Genomic DNA, 18,968 nt, shown 5'->3' on the forward strand with positions numbered 1-18,968 from the left:
GGGCATGTGCTTGTTTCTTCACACAGACACGCTAAACAGGCCCACTAGGCCCTAGGATAGCTTCTCTCAGCACTCATGTCAATAGAGTTGAGTGAAGTATTATCAAGTAGAGCAGCCTCGAGTCGCCGGGGTCTGCTCGAGTCTGGAAGGATTCCCCCCCAGAATGAGTCTGGCCTGAGGCCGCTCCAGCCGCACCTTTATCCCACCTGGCCATAGGTACGCTTGACTACCTTTGGCTTAATTTTTAGGTGTACCCTAGAAGAACGATGAACCGTTTGCCGCTCAATATCAATCTCTGGTTCGTACTGGGTGCGGCGATCCTAATCGCCTGGGCATTCAGCCTTACCTCTACCAACCAGGCCCCTTCCAATAAAATCTTCTACACCACCTTCTTGAGCGAGATTGACCAGGGGCGGGTGAAAACCCTCACCCTAGATGGTCGGCAAATCAACGGTACCCTCAAAGACGACAGCAGCTTTGTCACCTTTGCCCCCAGCGCGATTGATACCAATACCATCCGCGAGTGGGGGCAGAAGGGCATCTCCGTGGAGGTGGTCGGGCCTAAGCGGGAAAACCCGCTTATGGGGTTCCTGGTTCCCCTCCTGTTGGTGGGGCTATTGTTCGCGATTTTTTGGTACTTTTCCCGCAACCGGGGGCCTTCCGGCGATAATGCCTTCAGCTTCACCAAGAGCCGAGCCAAGGTGCTCACCGAGGCGCCCAAAACCAGCTTCCGCGATGTGGCGGGCTGTGAGGAGGCCAAGGACGAGCTGAAGGAAATTGTTGAGTTTCTCAAGTCCCCGGCCCGCTTTCACGAAATGGGGGCCCGAATTCCCAAGGGGGTATTGCTGGTGGGGCCTCCAGGCTCGGGCAAGACCCACATCGCCCGGGCCGTAGCGGGAGAGGCCAAGGTACCTTTCATCGCGGCTTCCGGCTCGGACTTCGTAGAGATGTTCGTGGGGGTGGGCGCGGCCCGGGTGCGCGACCTCTTTGATACCGCCAAGCGACACGCCCCCTGCATCATCTTTATCGATGAGATCGACGCGGTCGGGCGGCGGCGCGGGGGTGGGGTAGGGGGAGGCAACGACGAGCGGGAGCAAACCCTCAACCAGCTTCTGGTCGAGTTGGATGGCTTCGAGAAGGAAACCAGCATCATCGTCATGGCCGCCACCAACCGCCCGGATGTGTTGGACCCAGCCCTGCTGCGCCCCGGACGCTTTGACCGCCAGGTGGCCATTGACGCCCCGGACGTGCGGGGGCGTGAACAAATCCTCAAGATTCACGCCAAGGGCAAACCCTTGGGCGAAGACGTGGACCTGGCCCTTCTGGCCCGGCGCACTCCGGGGTTTGTGGGGGCGGATTTAGAAAACCTCCTCAACGAAGCGGCCTTGCTGGCGGCTCGAGACAACCGCAAAAAAATCACCATGAAGGACATGGAGGAGGCGGCGGATCGGGTGATCATGGGGCCGGCCAAAAAGAGCCTGGTCATCACCCCACGGGACCGGGAAATCACCGCCTACCATGAAGCCGGGCATGCCTTGGCCATGCACTACATCGAGCATGCCGACCCCCCCCATAAGGTCACGATCGTTCCCCGCGGACGGGCCATGGGGTTTGCCATGCCCCAGCGTCAAGACAGCCTGCACTACTCCAAAAAGCGCCTCACCGCCCAGATCGGGGTAGCGCTGGCTGGGCGGGTGGCCGAGGAGCTGGTCTTCGAGGATGTGACCACCGGGGCGGAGAACGATTTCAAGCAGGCCACCGACCTGGCCCGGCGGATGATCACCGAGTGGGGAATGCACCCTGATTTCGGTTTCGTCGCGTATCAAGTGCGCGAAGACACCTACCTGGGGGGGTACGATACCCGGCAGTACAGCGAGGAAACCGCCAAGCGGATTGACGAGGCCGTACAGAAGCTGCTGCAAGAACAGCACGATGAGGTGTATAAGCTGCTCACCGAGCACCGGGACGTGCTCGAGCGGGTCACCCAAGCCCTGCTCGAGTTTGAAACCCTCAACAGCGAGGAGTTTCTGCGGGTGGTGGAGGGGGAGCGGCTCGAGGAAGCCCCCGAAGAAGCCCCCAAAGACGAAAAGGAGACCCCCCGCATCGTGCCCAAGATCAAGCCCAACCTGGGCGGGGTTTGAGGGCGCTAGGGCCAGGCCCGCGTTACATTAAGTGAAGGTCAACCGGGCTGGGTCGTTTGCCGTTGCGGGGCCGGGCTAACCAGGGACAGAATGGGCCTGGAATATGGTCACCGCGGACTTACTCCGATATGTACAGCGCAAGCTCGAGCACGGGATGAGCCCGGAACAGATTCGCCAGGTGCTGGAGAGACGGGGTTGGCCTAAAGCGGACGTGCAGGAGGCCTTGAGCCAGAGCGTCAAGCCCGAAGTACGGCCAACCTTGCTGGAGGCGGCTCCCGAGGCCAGGGATTCCTCTCCCCTCGAGCCAGGCTTGATGACCGGGCTGTTTCGCATCGGCTTTGCTGGGGTGTTCCTGGTCAACAGCGTGGTGGCGGTGGTTGAGCCCAATTCCTTCATCAAGCTGATGCAGGGCAGCTTTATGGGGCAGTTCGTCCACAACTTTGCCCCCTTTACTGCCCTCATCGCGGTCAACGATGCCGCGCTCGGGCTGCTGATCCTCTCCGGGCGGTGGCCCAACTATGTGCTGGCCTGGTCCGGCCTGTGGCTGCTGGCGGTGACGGTCATTAAGGCTACCGCCCTGCGATAGGATCCCTCAGACCGTGTGGCGCAGGCGCTCGAGATAAATCTCCACCAGGGCCTCCCCCTGAACCCCCACACAAACCCCTACCGGTGGCCGTCCTTGCCAGGGCCGCAGGGCCTCTCGCTCTTCTGAACTCCCGGTCTGGGGGTTGGGCCAGGTTTTGCCTCGCCCCACCCCGATGGTCTCCACCCGTATCGGCCACTGCTGCACCGTGAAGAGTTCAGGGTGTAGCAGGTACAAGATGGCCGTGGGGTCGTGCAGGTGGATCCCCCCCCAATTGCCCCGGCGACGGGCAAACTCGCGATAAAACGGCACGATGCGGCTGAGGTGTCGGGCCATCGCCGAAGGAATCGCTGCCAGCGCAGCGATCTGTGCGTCGGTCATCAACACCTGCTGGGTTACATCCAACCCCACCATCGTGATCTTCCAGCCGGCCCCCAATACCACATCGGCAGCCTCAGGGTCATTGTGGATGTTGGCCTCGGCCGCGGGGGAGGCGTTGCCTGGGACCAGGGCGTTTCCCCCCATGAGCACCACCCCGGCCACCGCCTCTACCAGGCGGGGCTCGAGCCGCAAGGCCAGAGCCAGGTTGGTCAGGGGACCCACCGGCACCAGAGTGACCTCTCCTGGATGAGCCAGCACCGTCTCTATGATGAACTGCGCGGCACTCAGGCCCAGCGGGGCCTTCTGCGGCGGGGGCAAAAAGGTGTTGCCCTGCCCGTCCTCACCGTGGATGAAAGGCACCGGGCCGCCAAAGGGCCGAACCAGCGGGGCTCGGGCGCCCTGGGCTACCGGGATCTCGCTGCGCCCGGCAATTTCCAGCAGGCGCAGGGCGTTGGTGGTGGCCAGGTCAGTTTGAACGTTGCCAAAAACCGTGGTTAGCCCCAATAGCTCGAGCTCAGGGCTGGCCAGGGCCAGAAATATCGCCATGGCATCGTCTACGCCAGGATCGGTGTCGATCAGGATCTTGCGCGGCGGGGTCATAGGACCACTATACCGAGGCCGGGCTATCCGCTACGCAAGGCCCGTTTGAACAACTGCGGGGCGAACTCGGTGACCGCCCGTAAAAACCCCGTGATGCCCCGAGCCCGCCCAGGGGTAATGTATACCGGTACCCCCAGGCTCTCGGCCTCGAGCCGTACAGGCTCGGATAGATCGTGCCCCACATAGCTGGAGATGATGATCATGCCGTGAGCCCGCTCCAGCCGGCTCTGAATCCGGCGAAGCACCTCTCGGCCAGCGGTATTGCCATCGGAATCGAACCAATCCAGCCGCAAGCCCTGGGCCTCGAGGTAGGGCACCATCCGGCTGCGAAGCTGGGTATGCCCCCCCACCACCACCAAGTACTCCCCATGAAAGCGCGGCAGGGTGCCCCGCATCAGGGTTTCTGGCGTGGTCGCCGCGAGGGCATCCGCGGTCCCTTCGAGCTGGGCCAGGGCCCGGGAGGTGGCCTTCAGCTCCTCGAGGTAGAGCCCCAGCTCGGGATCGGTGGGGTTGAGGAACAGCAGGTTGCGCAGGATTTCGCGGGCCAGCTCCAGGTCTTTCTCGGCGTAGTAGGCCATCTCCAGGGCCTTGCGCCAATGCTCCGCCGCTTTGCTGTAGGCCCCTACCCGCTCGTAGTGCTCGGCCAGATCGTAGATCACCTCGAGCGCATCCGGGGTTTGGGCCAGTTCCGAGAGCAGCAGCCCCTCGGCCCCCAGGGCCTGTCCAGCGCTGTAGAGGGCCGCCAGGTACTGCCTTCGCACGGTCTCAGCCTCATGGCTCTGGCTGAAGCTGCGGGAGAGGCGATAGGCCTGCTCGAGGTACTCCAGCGGCGGGTCTAGGGTGCGCTCGAGCCACCCCACCAGGATGCGAAAGGCCTCCCAGGGGCCTTCCAGGGTCTCAACCAGGCGCAACAGCTCGTCAATCTGGGTATCCAGCAAATCCAGCCCGCCGTCCCGCACCCGACCCAAAAACTCCCGGGCCAGCACCGGCTCCCCGGCCTTCAGAGCCTCCTGGGCCAGGGCATACAGCTCGGAGACGGTATAGGCCTTATGGGCATGGGCCCGCTTGTGGTCTCCCAACACCTCCGGCGTGGAGTAGTTCAGGGCTCGCTTGGAGAGGGCCAGCAGGTGATAAGCACTTCCCGCGCTCTCATCCCGCGATTCCCGCGCAGCCCGCTCGAGCAGCCGCAGGGCTTCAGCGTGTCGCCCCTCACGGTGGCGCAGCATCCCCAAGGCCAAAAGCGCCGTCGCGTCCTCGGCCTTGGCCACCGCATCGGTGAGGTAGGGCTCGACTTCCTTGAGGGCTTCCAGGGGCACCTGGTCTAACGCCTCCGGCCCCCGCACCTTCAAACCCGCCAGGGCCAGCCCCAGGGCCCCATAGGCCTCCCCCAGATCGTAGAGCCGCTGAGCATACCGCCCCGCCCGGGCCCACAACCCCTGCTGCAATGCCGCCCGCAAGCCCCAATTCAGCAGGCCTCGAGAGAGCAGGTGGGGCGAGAGGTCCTCGGCAAACTCCACCCGGCGGCTGGCCTCACTCCAGTCCCCCTCCCGCACCGACCGCGCGACCCGCTCCTCGAGGCGCTCGAGGGCGGTGGCCAGGTAGACCTCGGCCTCCCCCAGGCCGCACTCAAAGAACTGGCGCAGGGCCTCGGAGGGGCGCCCCAGCCCCAAGTACGCCTTACCCAAAGCCAGCTTGAAACGCCCACCCCGGCTGCTGAGCTCCTCCAAGCGGGTCAGGGCCCGGCGGTAGTCCCCCTGCTCAGCCCAGCATAGGGGGCGCAGGTCCTCCGCTTCCGGTCGGCCTGCCAGGGCTAAAGCGGCGTCGGCCTCAGCAAAGCGCGAGAGTGCCAACAAGGCCCGCCCCCGCAGGAGGCCCAGCTCCCCTGTGGTCCCCTCCGGGATGCGCGCGAGGAGCTCGGCATAAGCCCCCTCCTCGAGCAGCCCCCAGGCCTGCGTCTCGGGCAGACCGGGCGGCCCCAGGACGACCGGCCCCTCCGGGCTTTCCGCCCGGTGAAGGGCCGGCTCAGGTGAGCTGGGCAGGCCGGGCTCGAGCAGCTCCTCGGGCATCCCCCCCAGCACCAGGGTGTACTCCCCCTCCCCGCTCTGGCTCACCCCCTCAAAGCCCATCCGCTCCAAGATCCGCGCCACGGCTCCAGGGTTTTTGCCCAGAAAGGGCCCATGCCCATACACCACCCGCCCCCCAGGCTTGAGCAAACCCCGTAGGCTCCGCAAGGAGTCCTCGAGGCGAAAATGGGCCGCAAACGCTGCATCGTCCAGCTCTGCGGGTACCTCGCCCAGATGCGCCTCGGGCAACACCGACAGGAGCAGCACCGCGTCCATCGGGGGGAGTTCCTCCCCAGACAGATCCCCCGCAAACCACCCCTGATGCCAGCGCACCCCCTCGCCGGTACGCTCCCGGCCCAGTCGGACCGCCTCAGGAACCCCCTCCAAGGCGTGCCATTCCAGCTCTGGCCGGGCCGCCTCCAGCAGCTTGACCAGGACCCCGGTAAAAGCCCCTACCTCGAGCACCCGCCCCTGCTGGGGCAACCACCGGGGCAGCTCCCGCAGGTAAAACTCCATAAAGGGCAGGTGCATGGCATAGATCAGGCCCTCCAACCTCTCCCGAGGGTAGCTGAGGAGTTCACGGTAAAAGGCTTGTACCCCATCCAAACCCTCTTCCCCACTCAGATAGCGTCTCCAGGCCTGCAGAATTGGTCTTCGGCGGGTAGGGCTGCCGATGCGCCGGGCCAGCTCAGCCTCAAAGCGCCCTGGGGAAAGGGGGGTATCAAGGTGAAACTGGTTGCGAAGGTAGCGCTTGACGGTGGTGTCCATCGGGGGCCTCTGGCATTTAGGCGTATGACCACAATAAGCGCAAGAGCCCGCGCTTTTGGTTAGACCACCCGCCCAGGAAGATCCCACTCGCTGGCCGGGGCTAACGTTGCCCGCCTGGGATTAGGCTACAGCATTCAAGGCTCATCCCCCACGGCATTTGAACGGGAACCGACCCCGCCCGGCCTGGGAGGCTGCATGAGGGGGGCTCGAGCCTTCCTTCATGCTTGCCTCACCCCCTTACGAAATGCTCGAGCGGAGGTATGCGCTGGCTCTCCTTCATCTGGATGCTGGGTGGCCTGGCTCTGGCCCAAACCATCTGCATCCCTCCCCCACCCCAAAGCTTTGGCAAAGACCACAAACCCCTTACCGGCTACTCGGCCCCCGGCCTCGAGGGCTACGACCGGGTGATGACCCGGCTGCTGGAAAAATATCAAATCCCCGGTGCCGCCCTGGCAGTGGCCAAGGATGGGCGGCTGGTGCTCTCCCGAGGGTATGGCTGGGCCGATGTTGCCGCCAAGGAAGCGGTGCAACCGACCTCGCTGTTTCGGCTTGCCAGCCTGACCAAACCGGTTACCGCGGTGGCCACCCTGCACCTGGGCGAGGCCCTGGTGCGCCAAGGCCGATACCCCTCCCTGAAGGCTTTTTTGGCCGAGAAGCTGATCAACCTCCTCGACCTGGAACCCTACGGCGGGAAGTTGGGGGACCCCCGGATCAAGCAGATCACCCTGCGCGACCTGCTCCAGCACTCCTCCGGCTGGAACCGCAACGCCGCGGGGGATCCAATGTATCGCCCCACTTTGGACTATGTGGCCAAGGCCATGGGCAGATCCGATACGCTCTCGAGCCGGGATCTGCTCAGCTACCTGATGAGCCGCAACCTGAGCTTCACCCCAGGAACCCGCTGGGCCTATTCCAACATCGGATATGCCGCGCTGGGGCAGGTCATCGAGCGGCTGAGCGGCCAAAGCTACCAAGCCTACGTCACCGAAATGCTGGCCAGGGTGGGGATCCGGGATGTGCGCTTTGCCCGCACCCGCGAAACCGACCGCTGGCCGGGGGAGGTCCATTACTACGATTTCCCCAACGCCCCCTTGGTGGCCTCGATCCTGGACGGAAAGCAGGCCCCGCGGCCCTATGGGGACTTCTACCTCGAAGCCCAGGAGGCCAACGGTGGGTTGGTGGCCTCCGCTCAGGACATTGTGCGTTTGGTGGTGAGCCTGGAAGGCCTGCGCCCCACCCCGTCGCCGCTCTCACCGGAGGCCCTGGCCGAGATGCTGCGGCGCCCCAACCTACCCCAATATGCCGGACGGGATCGCTACTACGCCCTGGGCTGGGAGGTGCAGCTCAAGAATGGAGCCATGGAGTGGTCGCACGACGGGGCCTTGGCCGGAACCCGCACGCTGCTCCTGCGCCTACCGAATGGGGTGGTGAGCGCAGCCTTTTTCAACAGCCGCCCCTGGAATGACTGGAGCTTTATCGCTGAGCTGAAACGCAGCCTCGAGGACGCCGCCCAGAGCGTGACCCGGTGGCCTAGCTACGATTGTTTCGGCGGTTAGAAGGACATTTGACCTTTCCCCCGGCCCGGTGAAGACTGGTAGACATGCGCGACCCCATCCTCCGGCGCATCCACCGGGCCCTCGAGCACCGTCCCAGGCTCGAGCTGCCCCCCCCGCTGACCTTACCGAGCCCATCCCCCGAGGAAGCCCTCCGGCTCTTCCAGGAGCGGCTGGGCAGCAACGGCGGTGAGACCCTCTACCTGCCCGACCTGGATGCGGCTCGAGCCTGGCTGGCCCAGCTGGCCCAGGGCTACTCCGGGGTCGCGCTGGGGCACCAACTACCCGAGGCCCTGCGCCCCGACCTCCCCCAGCTGCCGCCCGAGGAAGCCCCGCTAGGGGTTTCCTGGGCCCTGGGGGCGGTCGCCGAGACCGGGACGGTCATCCTGAGCAGTGCCGATGGGCGCCGAGCCCAGCTCCTGCCCCCGACCCACGTGGTCTTCGTCCCCCAAGAACGCCTGTATGGAACCCTGCTCGAGGCCCTCACGGCCCTGCGGGATGCCCTGCCCGCAGCCCTGGGACTGCACTCCGGGCCCAGCAAATCCGCGGACATCGGGCAGATCATGGTGCGGGGGGTTCACGGGCCTGGCCGACTCATCGCAGCCGTGGTCGCCGCACCCCCCGGCTGAGCCGCTCTCAGGGGACCCATCAGACCCTGGGGGGCATCTTAGCGATCAGCCCTGGCAGATCGTGGGGCCGTCGGCACAAGGCCATGGGATGGTGGGCCTCGAGCTCAGCCTGGCTGCCGTAGCCCCACAACACCCCAACCGTCCCCACACGGTTGGCCTGGGCCCCAATCAGATCGTATTTGCGATCCCCAATCATCACCGCTTGGCGGGGGCTGAGCCGTTGGTCGTGGAGCACCCGGGCGATCAGGGCGGTTTTGTCCTCGTCGAGCTTCTCCGGTCGCAGACCGTACACCCCGGAGAAATAGCGGGCCAGGCCAAAATGCTCCACCATCTCGAGGGCGAAAGGGTGGCGCTTGGAGGTGGCGACAAACAGCCGATGGGTGGTTGAAAGCTGGGCCAGGGCTTCCGGAATTCCGTCGTAGGGGCGGGCCCGAAGTTTGCCAAAGGTCTCGTAGCAGTCGCGGTAGAGGGCTATGGCCTCCTCAGCCCGCTCAGCCCCGACCAGCTCATTCCAGGCGGCCTGCAGCGGGGGGCCGATATAGCGGCGGAGCTCGAGGTCGGGCTTTTGCGGCAAGCCCAGGGCTTCGAAGGTCTGGCGGAAACACGCCAGAATGCCTTCCTCGGTCTCGAGCAGGGTCCCATCTAGGTCAAAGAGCAGCGCATCCAGAGCCATTAGACGATTTTACCGGGGTTGAGCAGCCCGTGGGGGTCGAAAAGCTGCTTGAGCCGCCCCATCCATTCCAGCGCCGGGCCGTGTTCCTGGGCTAGATACTTCTTCTTGCGCAGCCCCACCCCGTGCTCACCGGTGGAGGTCCCGCCGAGCTCGAGGGCCTTTTCCACCAACCCCATCGCATAGCGCTCGGCCTGGGGATACCCCTGCTCATCCACCGCCACCAGGGTATGGAAGTTACCGTCCCCCACGTGCCCCAGGATGCTCCCGCTGAGGCCCAGCTCTGCCAGCAAGTGCTGGGCATAGCGCACCAGCGCGGGCATTTGGGAGATCGGTACCGCGGTATCGGTGATCATGAAACGGCACCCTGGGTGCTGAGCCACCTGGGCCCAGTAGAGCTGATGCCGGGCCTCCCACTGGGCGCTGCGCTCCTCCTGGGTTTTAGCGGCAGCCACCGCCACCGCCCCGGCTTCGCGCATCAGCCCCACAGCTAACTGGGACTCAGCCTCCAGGGCCTCGCCGGTCGAGGAGTGAAACTCCACAAACAGTGCGGGCTGCTCGGGATAATCACGGCCCAAATAGCGGTTGATGGATCTTAGGCTCAGCTCGTCAAGAAGCTCCAGCCGAGCCAACGGCAACCCCGAGCCCAGCAGGGTATAGGCGGCCTCGGCAGCGGCCTCGAGGTGCTCGAAGAAAACCCGCAGGGTGTGCACCTGGGCGGGCAGGGGGTGCAGTTTGAGGGTGAGCCGGGTGATGATTCCCAGGGTGCCCTCGGCGCCGATGAATAGGTCTTTGAGGTCATAACCGGCGCTGGTCTTGCGCACCCCACGGCCCAGCTCGAGCACCTCACCGCTGGCCAGCACCACCTGCAGGGCCAGCACGTTCGGGCGCATCCCCCCATAGCGCAGGGTGGTGGTGCCAGAGGCATTGGTCGAAGCCATCCCGCCCAGGGAGGCATTGGCCCCAGGGTCTACCGGGAAAAAAAGCCCAGTCCCCTTCAGCGACGCGTTGAGGGCCTCACGGCTCAGCCCCGGCTCGACCGTAGCCATAAAATCCTCAGGCCGGACCTCCAGTACCCGGTTCATGCGCGAGAGGTCCAGGCTAAGGGCAGGCCCTGGGGGGAGCAGCTGCCCCTCGAGGCTGGTCCCCGCCCCGAAGGGCACCACCGGGGTGCCGGTGTCGCGGGCCCAGGCTAAGGCCTTTTGCACCTCGTCCAGGCTTTGGGCGTAGACCACCGCTAAGGGCAGAGTCCGGGCCGGATAGCCTTCATCGTGGGAGTGCGCCTCGAGGTCGCTCGAGGCGGTACTGACCCGCTCAGGCAGGGCGGCTTTTAGGGCATCCAGCATGCCAACAGCATAGCGCCAAGCCGCGCTAGGCCATCATCAGCGGCAGGGTGGCCAACTCCTGGGCCCCCACCACCTCCCCAAACAGCATGTGCGGGGTGGCCTGCTTGACCAGCACCGGGTAGAGCCCCGGACGGGGGGCCTGGGCTGCCGGGACCAGGGTGGGGTGGTTGCCTGGGGTGTGGCCCTCGGCGTAGCTCTCGTCCTTGGCCGCACCGCGCACCAGTACCTCTACGGTCTGGCCCACCCAGCGCTGGTTCTGCCGGTAGCTCCAGTCCTTTTGTTTTTCGATGAGCCGCTGAAGCCGCTCTACCTTCACCTCGCGGGGCAGGTCCTGGAAGTGCTTGTAGCTCGGCGTGCCGGGGCGGGGGGAGTAGATGAACATGTAGGCCGAGTCGTAGCCCACCTCGTCGTAGAGCGAGAGGGTCTCCTGGAAGTCTTCCTCGGTCTCGCCCGGAAAGCCCACAATCAGGTCGGTAGAAAGAACCACATCGGGCATGGCCTCGCGGATGGCCCGGATGCGATCCAGATACCACTCGCGCCGGTACTCCCGCCCCATGCGGCGCAAGACGCGGTTCGAGCCCGACTGCACCGGCAGGTGGATGTAGCGGCAGACCTGTGGGGTCTCGGCGATGGCGGCTATCACGTCGTCGGTGAAGTTGACCGGGTGGGAGGTGGTGAACTTGATGCGGGGAAGGCCCATCTGGCCCACCCTCCGCAAGAGCTCGGCAAAGCTCGGGAAGCCGGGCTGGTCCTTGCCGTAGGAGTTCACGTTCTGGCCCAGCAGGGTGACCTCCACCACCCCGGCAGCTTTGAGCTGCTCAATTTCCCGCAGAATCAGGTCGGGGTGGCGGCTCACTTCGGGGCCCCGCGTGGTGGGCACAATGCAATAGGTGCAGTGGTGGTTGCAACCCCGGATGATGCTTACAAACGCCGAGAGGGCCCCCTGGGGTGCAGGGGGCAGGTGGTGGGTCAGCTCTTCGCGGAAGGAGAGGTCCCAGAACTTGTGTCTGGACTCTATAGCCTTGCTAATCTCGGTGAGCGCCCCCGGCCCCAGCAGCACATCCACTTCAAACTTGCGGGCCATCTGCTGGCCCTCCTCGAGCTGGGCCAGGCAGCCCATCATGCCCACCAGCAGGGGCCGTTTTTCCTTGGCCTTGCGCAGCTCACCCAGCAGAGAGCGTACCTTCTCGACGGGCTTGCCGCGCACCGCGCAGGTGTTGACCAGCACAAAGTCGGCCTCCTGCCAGGTGTCTACAAATTCCGCGCCCAACGATACCAGCTCGCTTTTCACGAGGTGGGTATCGTACTCGTTCATCTGACAGCCATAGGTGATGATGTTGGTTTTCATGCGAACCTCGAGGCGGGCCGGAGGGATTCCGGGGCCAAAGGTCAGGATACGCTAGGCCCCGCTGGGGTTCAATCCGCGCTCAATCAAGCCCAGCAGCCCAGGGCGTTCCTCCTCGATGCCCTCCCGCAGCCGGGCCGCGGCCAAAAGGGGCAGCCACTGGGCGATCTGGGCCTCGAGCTCAGCGGTCGGGCCTTGGGCATAGTGCTGCAGGTATTCCCGGAAGAAGGCCTCGCGCCCGCTCTGGATTTCCGCCCGGGCCGGAAGGTCTTCGGGAAGGGCGCTGTGGAGGATCAGCAGGGCGCTCTGGGCCAGATCCGCAGCCGGGTGACCGCAGGTGGCATTGGGCCAGTCCACCACCTGCACCCCGCTCCCACCCACCAGCACATTCTCGGGATGAAAATCCCCGTGGCACAGCGAGGTGCCCTCGGGCAAGGCCTGCAGATAGGCCAGCAAAACCGCCCTGTGCTCCTCTGTAAGGGGGCTGGTCTCGAGGCTGCGCACCAGCCGTTCTCGCTGCCGGGGAAGCTGCGAAGCAGGCCGGGCGTGGATCTGACGGTGCAACACCCCCAGCATCTGGGCGGCAAAGCGCATCCGGGTGGGATCCCCGGCGATGTACTGGGTCAGCGGTACCCCCTCCGCCCGCTCCAAAACAATTCCCCAGCGCCCGTCGGTCTCGAGCATATCCTCAATCTTGGGACTGGGCAGCCCCATCAGGCAGATCTGCCGGATGAGACCGGCCTCCCACTCCGCATCGGCTCGGGAAAACTCAGGCCAGAACAGCTTAAGCACATGGTGCTCGCCCCAGGCGTACACCTCCGCTTCACGTCCGGCCCCCAGCCGCGTCAGCAGCATCCCCCTTAGCCTAACCCAGGGTGGGACCTCCATCCGCAAAGGCCCCAAACCCCGGCTTGACGTTTGGTATACCAAACGGTAGACTTGGGCCAATGCGCGGCTTCATTCCGCTAACGCCCAGCTCCCCCATCCGGTGGGCCTAAGGCGAACGGCATCCAAGTCCCCGGAACCCCGCTCCGGGGGCTTTTAGCCGCAGAAAGGAAGCATGATGGGAAAGAGCTTGTATGAGAAGGTCTGGGAAACCCATGCCATCCGAACCCTGCCCAATGGTCAAACCCAGCTCTTCATCGACACCCACCTGATCCACGAGGTCACCAGCCCCCAGGCCTTCGGGATGCTGCGCGACCTGGGCCTCAAGGTTCGCTTCCCCGAGCGCACCTTCGCCACGGTAGACCACATTGTGCCCACCCACAGCTTGCAGGAGCCCTTCGCCGACCCCCAGGCCGACGAGATGATCCGCCAACTGCGCAAGAACGTGCAGGATTTCGGCATCACCTTTTTCGATGTGAGCTCCGGGCTTCAGGGGATTGTGCATGTGATTGGCCCGGAAAACGGCATCACCCAGCCCGGCATGACCATCGCCTGCGGCGACTCCCACACCTCCACCCACGGGGCCTTTGGGGCTATTGCCTTTGGCATTGGCACCACCCAGGTTCGCGATGTGCTGGCCACCCAGACCATGGCGGTGAGCAAACTCAAGGTGCGCCGGATTAACGTGAACGGCCAGCTGCGCCCAGGGGTCTACGCCAAGGACGTGATCCTGCACATCATCAAGGTGCTGGGGGTGAACGGGGGCATCGGCTACGCCTACGAGTACGGCGGCGAGGTCTTCGATAACTTCAGCATGGAAGAGCGCATGACGGTCTGCAACATGAGCATCGAGGGTGGGGCCCGCATCGGCTACGTCAACCCCGACCAGACCACCTTCGACTATCTGAAGGGCCGCCCCTACGCACCCAAGGGCGCCGAGTGGGACAAAGCCGTCGAGCGCTGGAAGGCCCTGGCCTCTGACAAGGACGCCACCTACGACGACGTGGTGAACATCCACGCTGAGGACATCGCCCCCACCGTGACCTGGGGCATCAACCCCGGCCAGGGCTGCGCCATCACCGACCGCATCCCCGACCCCGCCCTCTACCCCGAGGCCGAGCGGGCCGGCCTCGAGGAAGCCCTCAAGCACATGAAACTAAACCCCGGCCAGCCCATCAAAGGGGTGAAGGTGGATGTGGCCTTTTTGGGCAGTTGCACCAACGGTCGGCTCTCGGACTTCCGCGAGGCCGCCAAGTACCTCAAGGGCCGCAAGGTGGCCCCCGGCGTGCGGGCCATTGCGGTACCGGGCTCCCAGCCGGTAGCCAAAGCCTGCGAAGAGGAGGGGATTGACCGGATCTTCATCGAGGCCGGGTTCGAGTGGCGGGGTGCCGGGTGCAGCATGTGCCTGGCCATGAACCCCGACAAGCTGGTAGGAGACGAACTGTGCGCCTCCTCCTCCAACCGCAACTTCAAGGGCCGCCAGGGCAGCGCCACCGGGCGCACCGTGCTGATGTCGCCGGTGATGGTGGTGGCCGCCGCCGTGACCGGAGCGGTGAGCGACGCACGGGAAGTGTTCGGGGTGGGCGAGCTGGTGGGCGCTTAGTCCCTGGCAAGGCGTGGTAGCTTGGCAGCGTGAAGCCTTTTTGGAAAATTCTGGGCGGGATTGCCCTGGTTGGGGTTTCAGTAACCACCGCCATCTTGGCACTGGCAGGTTGGCTACGGCTGATACAAACCGCCCCCGCCCAAAGCTGGTTGGTGTTTGCCCTAGGCTTGCTCCTCTCTACCGCGGCTGCGCTGTGGGGAGTATGGATGTTGATCGGCGTGTTTAGGGATAAGGAAGAATCCCATCCGGCTTCAAGCAAGGATTAAGGAGGCAGAATGGCCCTGGAAAAGATCACCCAAGTCACCGGACGTGCTGTACATGTGCCGGGCAACGACATCGACACTGACCGCATCACCCCCGCCCGCTACCTGAAGGTGGTCACCTTTGACGGGCTGGGCGAGGCGCTCTTCTACGACGAACGCTTCAACCCGGATGGCTCTCTGAAGCCCCACCCCCTGAACGACCCCCGTTTCAAGGGCGCCTCGATCCTACTGGTCGGGGCCAACTTTGGCTGCGGCAGCAGCCGCGAACACTCCCCGCAGGCCATCTACCGCGCCGGTTTTCGGGCCCTGATTGGCGAGAGCTTTGCTGAGATTTTCTTTGGCAACTCCACGGCCCTCTCAATGCCGTGCGTGACGGCGGATAAGGCCGAGATCGAAGCGCTGGCGGCAGCCGTAGAAGCCGACCCCGAGATGATGGTGACCATAGATGTGGAGGCGCTAGAGGTCTACTACGCCGACCAAATCCTCAAGGTGCGGCTCCCCGAATCCGCCCAAAAAGCCCTGGTCGCCGGACGCTGGGACCCCATCGCCGACCTTTTGGAAGCTGGCGATTTACTCGAGCAAGCCTCGGCCCGCCTGCCCAAAGCCGTACAGCGCTAGACGAAAGGATTCGCATGCCCAAGATTGCCCTGCTTCCCGGAGACGGCATCGGCCCCGAAGTGACCTATGCAGCGGTAGACGTGCTCAAAGCGGCAGACCAGGCTTTTGGTCTGGGCCTCGAGTTTGAAGCCTTCCCCTTTGGCGGCAATGCCATAGACGCTCATGGCGAGCCCTTCCCCGAGGTGACCCGCAAGGGCTGCCTGGCCGCCGACGCCATCCTGCTGGGGGCCATCGGCGGCCCCAAGTGGGACAACGTGCCCCGCCACCTGCGGGCCGAGACCGGCCTGCTGGCCCTGCGCAAGGCCCACGGCCTCTTTGCCAACCTGCGCCCCGCCAAAGTGCTGCCAGGCCTCGAGGGGCTCTCCCCCCTCAAGCCCGAAATTGCCCGGGGGGTGGACGTGCTGGTCATCCGCGAACTGACCGGCGGCATCTACTTTGGTGAGCCCCGTGGCATGAGCGAGGCCGAGGGCTGGAACACCGAGCGCTACAGCAAGCCCGAGGTGGAGCGCATCGCCCGGGTGGCCTTCGAGGCCGCTCGCAAACGACGGGGCCAGGTGTGCAGTGTGGACAAGGCCAACGTACTCGAGGTCGGCGAGTTCTGGCGCAAGACCGTGGACGAGGTACACCAAAGCTACCCCGATGTGGCCCTGGAGCACCAGTACGTGGACGCCATGGCCATGCACCTGGTCACCCGGCCCAGCCGCTTCGATGTGGTAGTAACCGGCAACATCTTTGGCGATATTCTCTCCGACCTGGCCAGCGTGCTGCCGGGTTCGCTGGGGCTGTTGCCCTCGGCCAGCCTGGGCGAGCAAACGCCCCTGTTTGAGCCCGTCCACGGCTCGGCCCCCGACATCGCCGGCAAGGGCATCGCCAACCCCACCGCGGCCATCCTTTCGGCGGCCATGCTGCTGACCCATGCCCTGAACCGCCCCGACCTCGCCAAACGGGTGGAGGGTGCCGTAACCGCAGCCCTCTCGACCAACCCTACCCCCGACCTGGGGGGCAAGGCCAGCACGGGCGCGTTTGCGCAGGAAGTCATCGCCGCCCTGCAACGGGTTGCCGCCTGAACATGGAGCTGCGCGGCCAGACCCTGATCCTCACCGGGGCCAGCCGGGGCATCGGGCGGGCCTTGGCCCTCGAGCTGGCCCGCGCCGGGGCCAATCTGGTGCTCAACGCGCGCAGTGAGGAAGCCCTGGAGCAGGTTACCCGCGAGGTTCAAGGCTTGGGGGTTCAGGCTCGAGCCGTGGTTGGAGATGCCGCGCAGGATGCCACCGCACAGTTTGCAGTTAAAGCGGCCAAGGTGATCGGCGGCTTCGCCGGGTTCATCCACAATGCTGGGGTTTTGCACCCTGGCCCAAGGTTGTGGGAGCTTTCAGAGGCCGAGTTCGACCAGGTATTCGCAACCCACGTCAAGGCTGGGTTTTTGTTGGCCAAATACGCCTTCCCCAATCTTCGGCGGCAGGGGTCGGGGATCGCGGTGTTCGTGGGTTCAGGGGCCGCCCACCACCCCAGGGTAGGCTGGGGGGCTTACGGCGCAGCCAAGGCCGCCGAGCACTATCTGGCCTTCAATCTGGCTCAGGAAGCACCCGAGATCACCACCTTGGTCTATAGCCCCGGCACCGTAGACACCGAGATGCAGCGCCAAGGCCGCGCGGCTAAGGGCGAGATCGCCCAAATGTTCCAGGGATTTCAACGCGAAGGCCGGCTGATCCAGCCAGAAGAGACCGCCGCCGCCCTGGTGCGGATTCTGGCTGGTGAGCCCCGTCGGTTTCACGGTAAGATAGCCACGTATAACGATGCTTAAGGCCAAAAACTGAACACCTCCCGGCCTTCTTTCAACGAGGTTTCTATGCGCTCAGACATCATCCGTAAAGGCCCCGACCGTGCCCCGGCCCGCAGCATGCTCCGCGCTGTGGGGGTGGGGGACGAAGATTTCCAGATCCCCTGGGTGGGCATTGTCAACACCTGGACCGAGGGGATGCCCTGTAACCTTAACCTGCGCGAGGCTGCGGCTGACCTCAAAGAGGGGGGCAAGCGGGTAGGGTTGCATACCTTCGAGTTCGGCGCACCGGCCATCGCCGATGGCATCAGCATGGGGACGGTGGGGATGCGGGCCTCGCTGATCAGCCGCGAGGTGATTGCCGACAGCATCGAGCTGATCGCTCAAGGTTACCTCTACGATGGGATGGTCGCCCTGGGGGCCTGCGACAAAACCAATCCCGGCGGGATGATGGGGGTCATCCGGGCCGATGTGCCCAGCGTGGTGCTCTACGGTGGAACCATCGCCCCAGGCAAGCTGCACGGCAAAAACCTCACCGTAGTCTCGATGTATGAGGCGGTGGGGCAGTATAGCGCCGGGAAGATTGATCAGGCTGAGCTGGACGCCCTCGAGCGCCGCGCGGTTCCTGGGCCTGGAGCCTGCGGGGGGCAGTACACCGCCAACACCATGGCCATGGTGATGGAGGTAATGGGGTTTTCGCCGATAGGGTATAACACCATCCCGGCCATCGCCCCAGAGAAGAAAGCGGCCAACTACCGGGTCATGGAGGTGCTGGCGGACGCAATCCGGAACAACCGCACCCCCCGAAGCTTCCTCACCAAAAAGAGCTTCACCAACGCCATCGCCGCGGTGGCCGCCACCGGGGGCTCCACCAATGCCGTGCTGCACATCCTGGCAGTAGCGCATGAAGCAGGGATTGATCTGAGCCTCGAGGAGTTCGATGCCATCTCGCGCAAGGTTCCGGTGATTGCCGATATGCGCCCCTGGGGTCAGTACACCGCCTGGGAGCTTTGGGAGGCTGGGGGCATCCCGCTGATCATCCGCCGCCTGATCGAAGGGGGCATTCTGGACGGGGACCAGATGACCGTCACCGGCAAAACCCTGTGGCAAGAAACCGCCCAGGCTCGAGAAACCCCCGGCCAGAAGGTGGTGGTGCCGGTAGCGCAGGCCTTCAAGCCCGAGGGGGGATTGCGCATCCTCAAGGGCACCTTGGCCCCCGAGGGGGCGGTGCTCAAGCTGGCGGGCACCGAGACCAAGGTGCACCGGGGCCCGGCTCGAGTCTTCGACGGGGAGCAGGCCGCCATGAAAGCGGTGCTCAATAAAAGCATCCAGCCGGGCGATGTGGTGGTGATTCGCTACGAGGGCCCCAAGGGTGCCCCTGGGATGCCCGAGATGCTCTCGGTGACCTCGGCGTTGGTGGGCGAGGGGCTGGGCCCCCATGTCGCCCTGGTCACCGACGGGCGCTTCAGCGGGGGTACCCGTGGGCTGATGATCGGCCACGTGGCTCCTGAAGCCTATGTGGGCGGCCCGATCGCGCTGGTGCAAGACGGAGATCTGATCTCAATTGACTGCGACAGCGGCGCCTTGAACCTGGAGGTTTCCGAGGCCGAGCTGGCCGAGCGAGCCCAGCGCTGGCAGGCCCCCGAGCCCCACTACAAAAGCGGGCTGTTCGCGCGCTACGCAGCGCTGGTGAGCAGCGCAAGCCAAGGCGCTATCCTGCACAAACCCCGGTAAAACAGC

Annotated in this window: 16 protein-coding genes; 10 read left to right on the forward strand and 6 right to left on the reverse strand. The window is 64.9% G+C overall.

Features of this window, described 5'->3' with window-relative positions:
- The first annotated feature begins 266 nt into the window (after positions 1–266).
- Both ftsH and Mgrana_RS07140 read left to right on the forward strand, forming a co-directional pair.
- A complete protein-coding gene (gene ftsH / locus Mgrana_RS07135) occupies positions 267–2,141 on the forward strand; it encodes an ATP-dependent zinc metalloprotease FtsH (protein ID WP_119356921.1) in 1,875 nt (624 codons plus the stop codon).
- A gap of 103 nt (positions 2,142–2,244) precedes the next feature.
- Positions 2,245–2,727 carry a hypothetical protein gene (locus Mgrana_RS07140; protein WP_147021184.1) on the forward strand — a complete coding sequence of 161 codons (483 nt, stop codon included), beginning with the start codon at positions 2,245–2,247 and terminating at the stop codon, positions 2,725–2,727.
- Positions 2,728–2,733: 6 nt separating this feature from the next.
- Here the strand turns inward: Mgrana_RS07140 and Mgrana_RS07145 are convergent, their stop codons facing one another.
- Together Mgrana_RS07145 and Mgrana_RS07150 are read right to left on the reverse strand one after the other, a co-directional pair.
- Positions 2,734–3,705, reverse strand: a complete 972-nt coding sequence (locus Mgrana_RS07145; RefSeq protein ID WP_119356923.1) for a nucleoside hydrolase — start codon at positions 3,703–3,705, stop codon at positions 2,734–2,736.
- A gap of 23 nt (positions 3,706–3,728) precedes the next feature.
- Complete coding sequence (locus Mgrana_RS07150) at positions 3,729–6,536, reverse strand: hypothetical protein (protein ID WP_119356924.1); 2,808 nt, start codon at positions 6,534–6,536, stop codon at positions 3,729–3,731.
- Positions 6,537–6,796: 260 nt separating this feature from the next.
- Between Mgrana_RS07150 and Mgrana_RS07155 the strand changes: the two genes are divergently transcribed.
- Both Mgrana_RS07155 and Mgrana_RS07160 read left to right on the forward strand, forming a co-directional pair.
- Positions 6,797–8,092 carry a serine hydrolase domain-containing protein gene (locus tag Mgrana_RS07155; protein WP_119356925.1) on the forward strand — a complete coding sequence of 432 codons (1,296 nt, stop codon included), beginning with the start codon at positions 6,797–6,799 and terminating at the stop codon, positions 8,090–8,092.
- Positions 8,093–8,136: 44 nt separating this feature from the next.
- Positions 8,137–8,718: a LutC/YkgG family protein gene (locus Mgrana_RS07160; RefSeq protein WP_119356926.1), complete on the forward strand. Its 582-nt coding sequence runs from the start codon at positions 8,137–8,139 to the stop codon at positions 8,716–8,718.
- Between the two features lie 19 nt (positions 8,719–8,737).
- On the opposite strand, the gene Mgrana_RS07165 is transcribed toward Mgrana_RS07160, so the two are convergent.
- The 4 genes from Mgrana_RS07165 to Mgrana_RS07180 are packed head-to-tail and all read right to left on the reverse strand — an operon-like array spanning position 8,738 to position 12,934.
- On the reverse strand, positions 8,738–9,391 hold the full coding sequence (locus tag Mgrana_RS07165) for an HAD hydrolase-like protein (protein ID WP_119356927.1): 654 nt from the start codon (positions 9,389–9,391) through the stop codon (positions 8,738–8,740).
- Complete coding sequence (locus tag Mgrana_RS07170) at positions 9,391–10,734, reverse strand: FAD-binding oxidoreductase (protein ID WP_119356928.1); 1,344 nt, start codon at positions 10,732–10,734, stop codon at positions 9,391–9,393. Before Mgrana_RS07170 ends, Mgrana_RS07165 begins: the two co-directional genes overlap by 1 nt.
- A 25-nt stretch (positions 10,735–10,759) precedes the next feature.
- Complete coding sequence (gene miaB / locus Mgrana_RS07175; protein ID WP_119356929.1) at positions 10,760–12,082, reverse strand: tRNA (N6-isopentenyl adenosine(37)-C2)-methylthiotransferase MiaB; 1,323 nt, start codon at positions 12,080–12,082, stop codon at positions 10,760–10,762.
- 51 nt (positions 12,083–12,133) lie between these two features.
- The gene (locus Mgrana_RS07180) at positions 12,134–12,934 is read right to left on the reverse strand and encodes a phosphotransferase (RefSeq protein WP_119356930.1); all 801 of its coding nucleotides are present in this window, start codon (positions 12,932–12,934) and stop codon (positions 12,134–12,136) included.
- 208 nt (positions 12,935–13,142) lie between these two features.
- Between Mgrana_RS07180 and leuC the strand changes: the two genes are divergently transcribed.
- From leuC to ilvD, 6 genes are read left to right on the forward strand one after another with little or no spacing between them, the layout of a single operon-like run.
- On the forward strand, positions 13,143–14,567 hold the full coding sequence (gene leuC / locus Mgrana_RS07185) for a 3-isopropylmalate dehydratase large subunit (RefSeq protein WP_119356956.1): 1,425 nt from the start codon (positions 13,143–13,145) through the stop codon (positions 14,565–14,567).
- A 29-nt stretch (positions 14,568–14,596) separates the two neighbouring features.
- Entirely contained in the window at positions 14,597–14,833 is a 237-nt protein-coding gene (locus Mgrana_RS07190) for a hypothetical protein (protein WP_240631280.1), read from the forward strand.
- Positions 14,834–14,842: 9 nt separating this feature from the next.
- Entirely contained in the window at positions 14,843–15,448 is a 606-nt protein-coding gene (leuD, locus tag Mgrana_RS07195) for a 3-isopropylmalate dehydratase small subunit (RefSeq protein WP_119356931.1), read from the forward strand.
- Between the two features lie 14 nt (positions 15,449–15,462).
- Positions 15,463–16,515, forward strand: a complete 1,053-nt coding sequence (gene leuB / locus Mgrana_RS07200) for a 3-isopropylmalate dehydrogenase (RefSeq protein WP_119356932.1) — start codon at positions 15,463–15,465, stop codon at positions 16,513–16,515.
- Between the two features lie 2 nt (positions 16,516–16,517).
- A complete protein-coding gene (locus Mgrana_RS07205) occupies positions 16,518–17,252 on the forward strand; it encodes an SDR family NAD(P)-dependent oxidoreductase (RefSeq protein ID WP_119356933.1) in 735 nt (244 codons plus the stop codon).
- Between the two features lie 45 nt (positions 17,253–17,297).
- Complete coding sequence (gene ilvD / locus Mgrana_RS07210; protein WP_119356934.1) at positions 17,298–18,962, forward strand: dihydroxy-acid dehydratase; 1,665 nt, start codon at positions 17,298–17,300, stop codon at positions 18,960–18,962.
- Positions 18,963–18,968: the final 6 nt, after the last annotated feature.

This window comes from Meiothermus granaticius NBRC 107808 (genome assembly GCF_003574355.1).
Classification (GTDB): domain Bacteria; phylum Deinococcota; class Deinococci; order Deinococcales; family Thermaceae; genus Meiothermus; species Meiothermus granaticius.

Bases quoted from the DNA above. Each gene is read 5' to 3' on its own strand.
- Mgrana_RS07140 (WP_147021184.1), top strand. From the start codon at position 2,245: ATGGTCACCGCGGACTTACTCCGATATGTACAGCGCAAGCTCGAGCAC.
- leuC (WP_119356956.1), top strand. From the start codon at position 13,143: ATGGGAAAGAGCTTGTATGAGAAGGTCTGGGAAACCCATGCCATCCGA.
- ftsH (WP_119356921.1), top strand. From the start codon at position 267: ATGAACCGTTTGCCGCTCAATATCAATCTCTGGTTCGTACTGGGTGCG.
- Mgrana_RS07170 (WP_119356928.1), bottom strand. From the start codon at position 10,734: ATGCTGGATGCCCTAAAAGCCGCCCTGCCTGAGCGGGTCAGTACCGCC.
- Mgrana_RS07165 (WP_119356927.1), bottom strand. From the start codon at position 9,391: ATGGCTCTGGATGCGCTGCTCTTTGACCTAGATGGGACCCTGCTCGAG.
- Mgrana_RS07180 (WP_119356930.1), bottom strand. From the start codon at position 12,934: ATGCTGCTGACGCGGCTGGGGGCCGGACGTGAAGCGGAGGTGTACGCC.
- leuB (WP_119356932.1), top strand. From the start codon at position 15,463: ATGCCCAAGATTGCCCTGCTTCCCGGAGACGGCATCGGCCCCGAAGTG.
- miaB (WP_119356929.1), bottom strand. From the start codon at position 12,082: ATGAAAACCAACATCATCACCTATGGCTGTCAGATGAACGAGTACGAT.
- Mgrana_RS07160 (WP_119356926.1), top strand. From the start codon at position 8,137: ATGCGCGACCCCATCCTCCGGCGCATCCACCGGGCCCTCGAGCACCGT.
- ilvD (WP_119356934.1), top strand. From the start codon at position 17,298: ATGCGCTCAGACATCATCCGTAAAGGCCCCGACCGTGCCCCGGCCCGC.
- Mgrana_RS07205 (WP_119356933.1), top strand. From the start codon at position 16,518: ATGGAGCTGCGCGGCCAGACCCTGATCCTCACCGGGGCCAGCCGGGGC.
- Mgrana_RS07150 (WP_119356924.1), bottom strand. From the start codon at position 6,536: ATGGACACCACCGTCAAGCGCTACCTTCGCAACCAGTTTCACCTTGAT.
- Mgrana_RS07155 (WP_119356925.1), top strand. From the start codon at position 6,797: ATGCGCTGGCTCTCCTTCATCTGGATGCTGGGTGGCCTGGCTCTGGCC.
- Mgrana_RS07145 (WP_119356923.1), bottom strand. From the start codon at position 3,705: ATGACCCCGCCGCGCAAGATCCTGATCGACACCGATCCTGGCGTAGAC.
- leuD (WP_119356931.1), top strand. From the start codon at position 14,843: ATGGCCCTGGAAAAGATCACCCAAGTCACCGGACGTGCTGTACATGTG.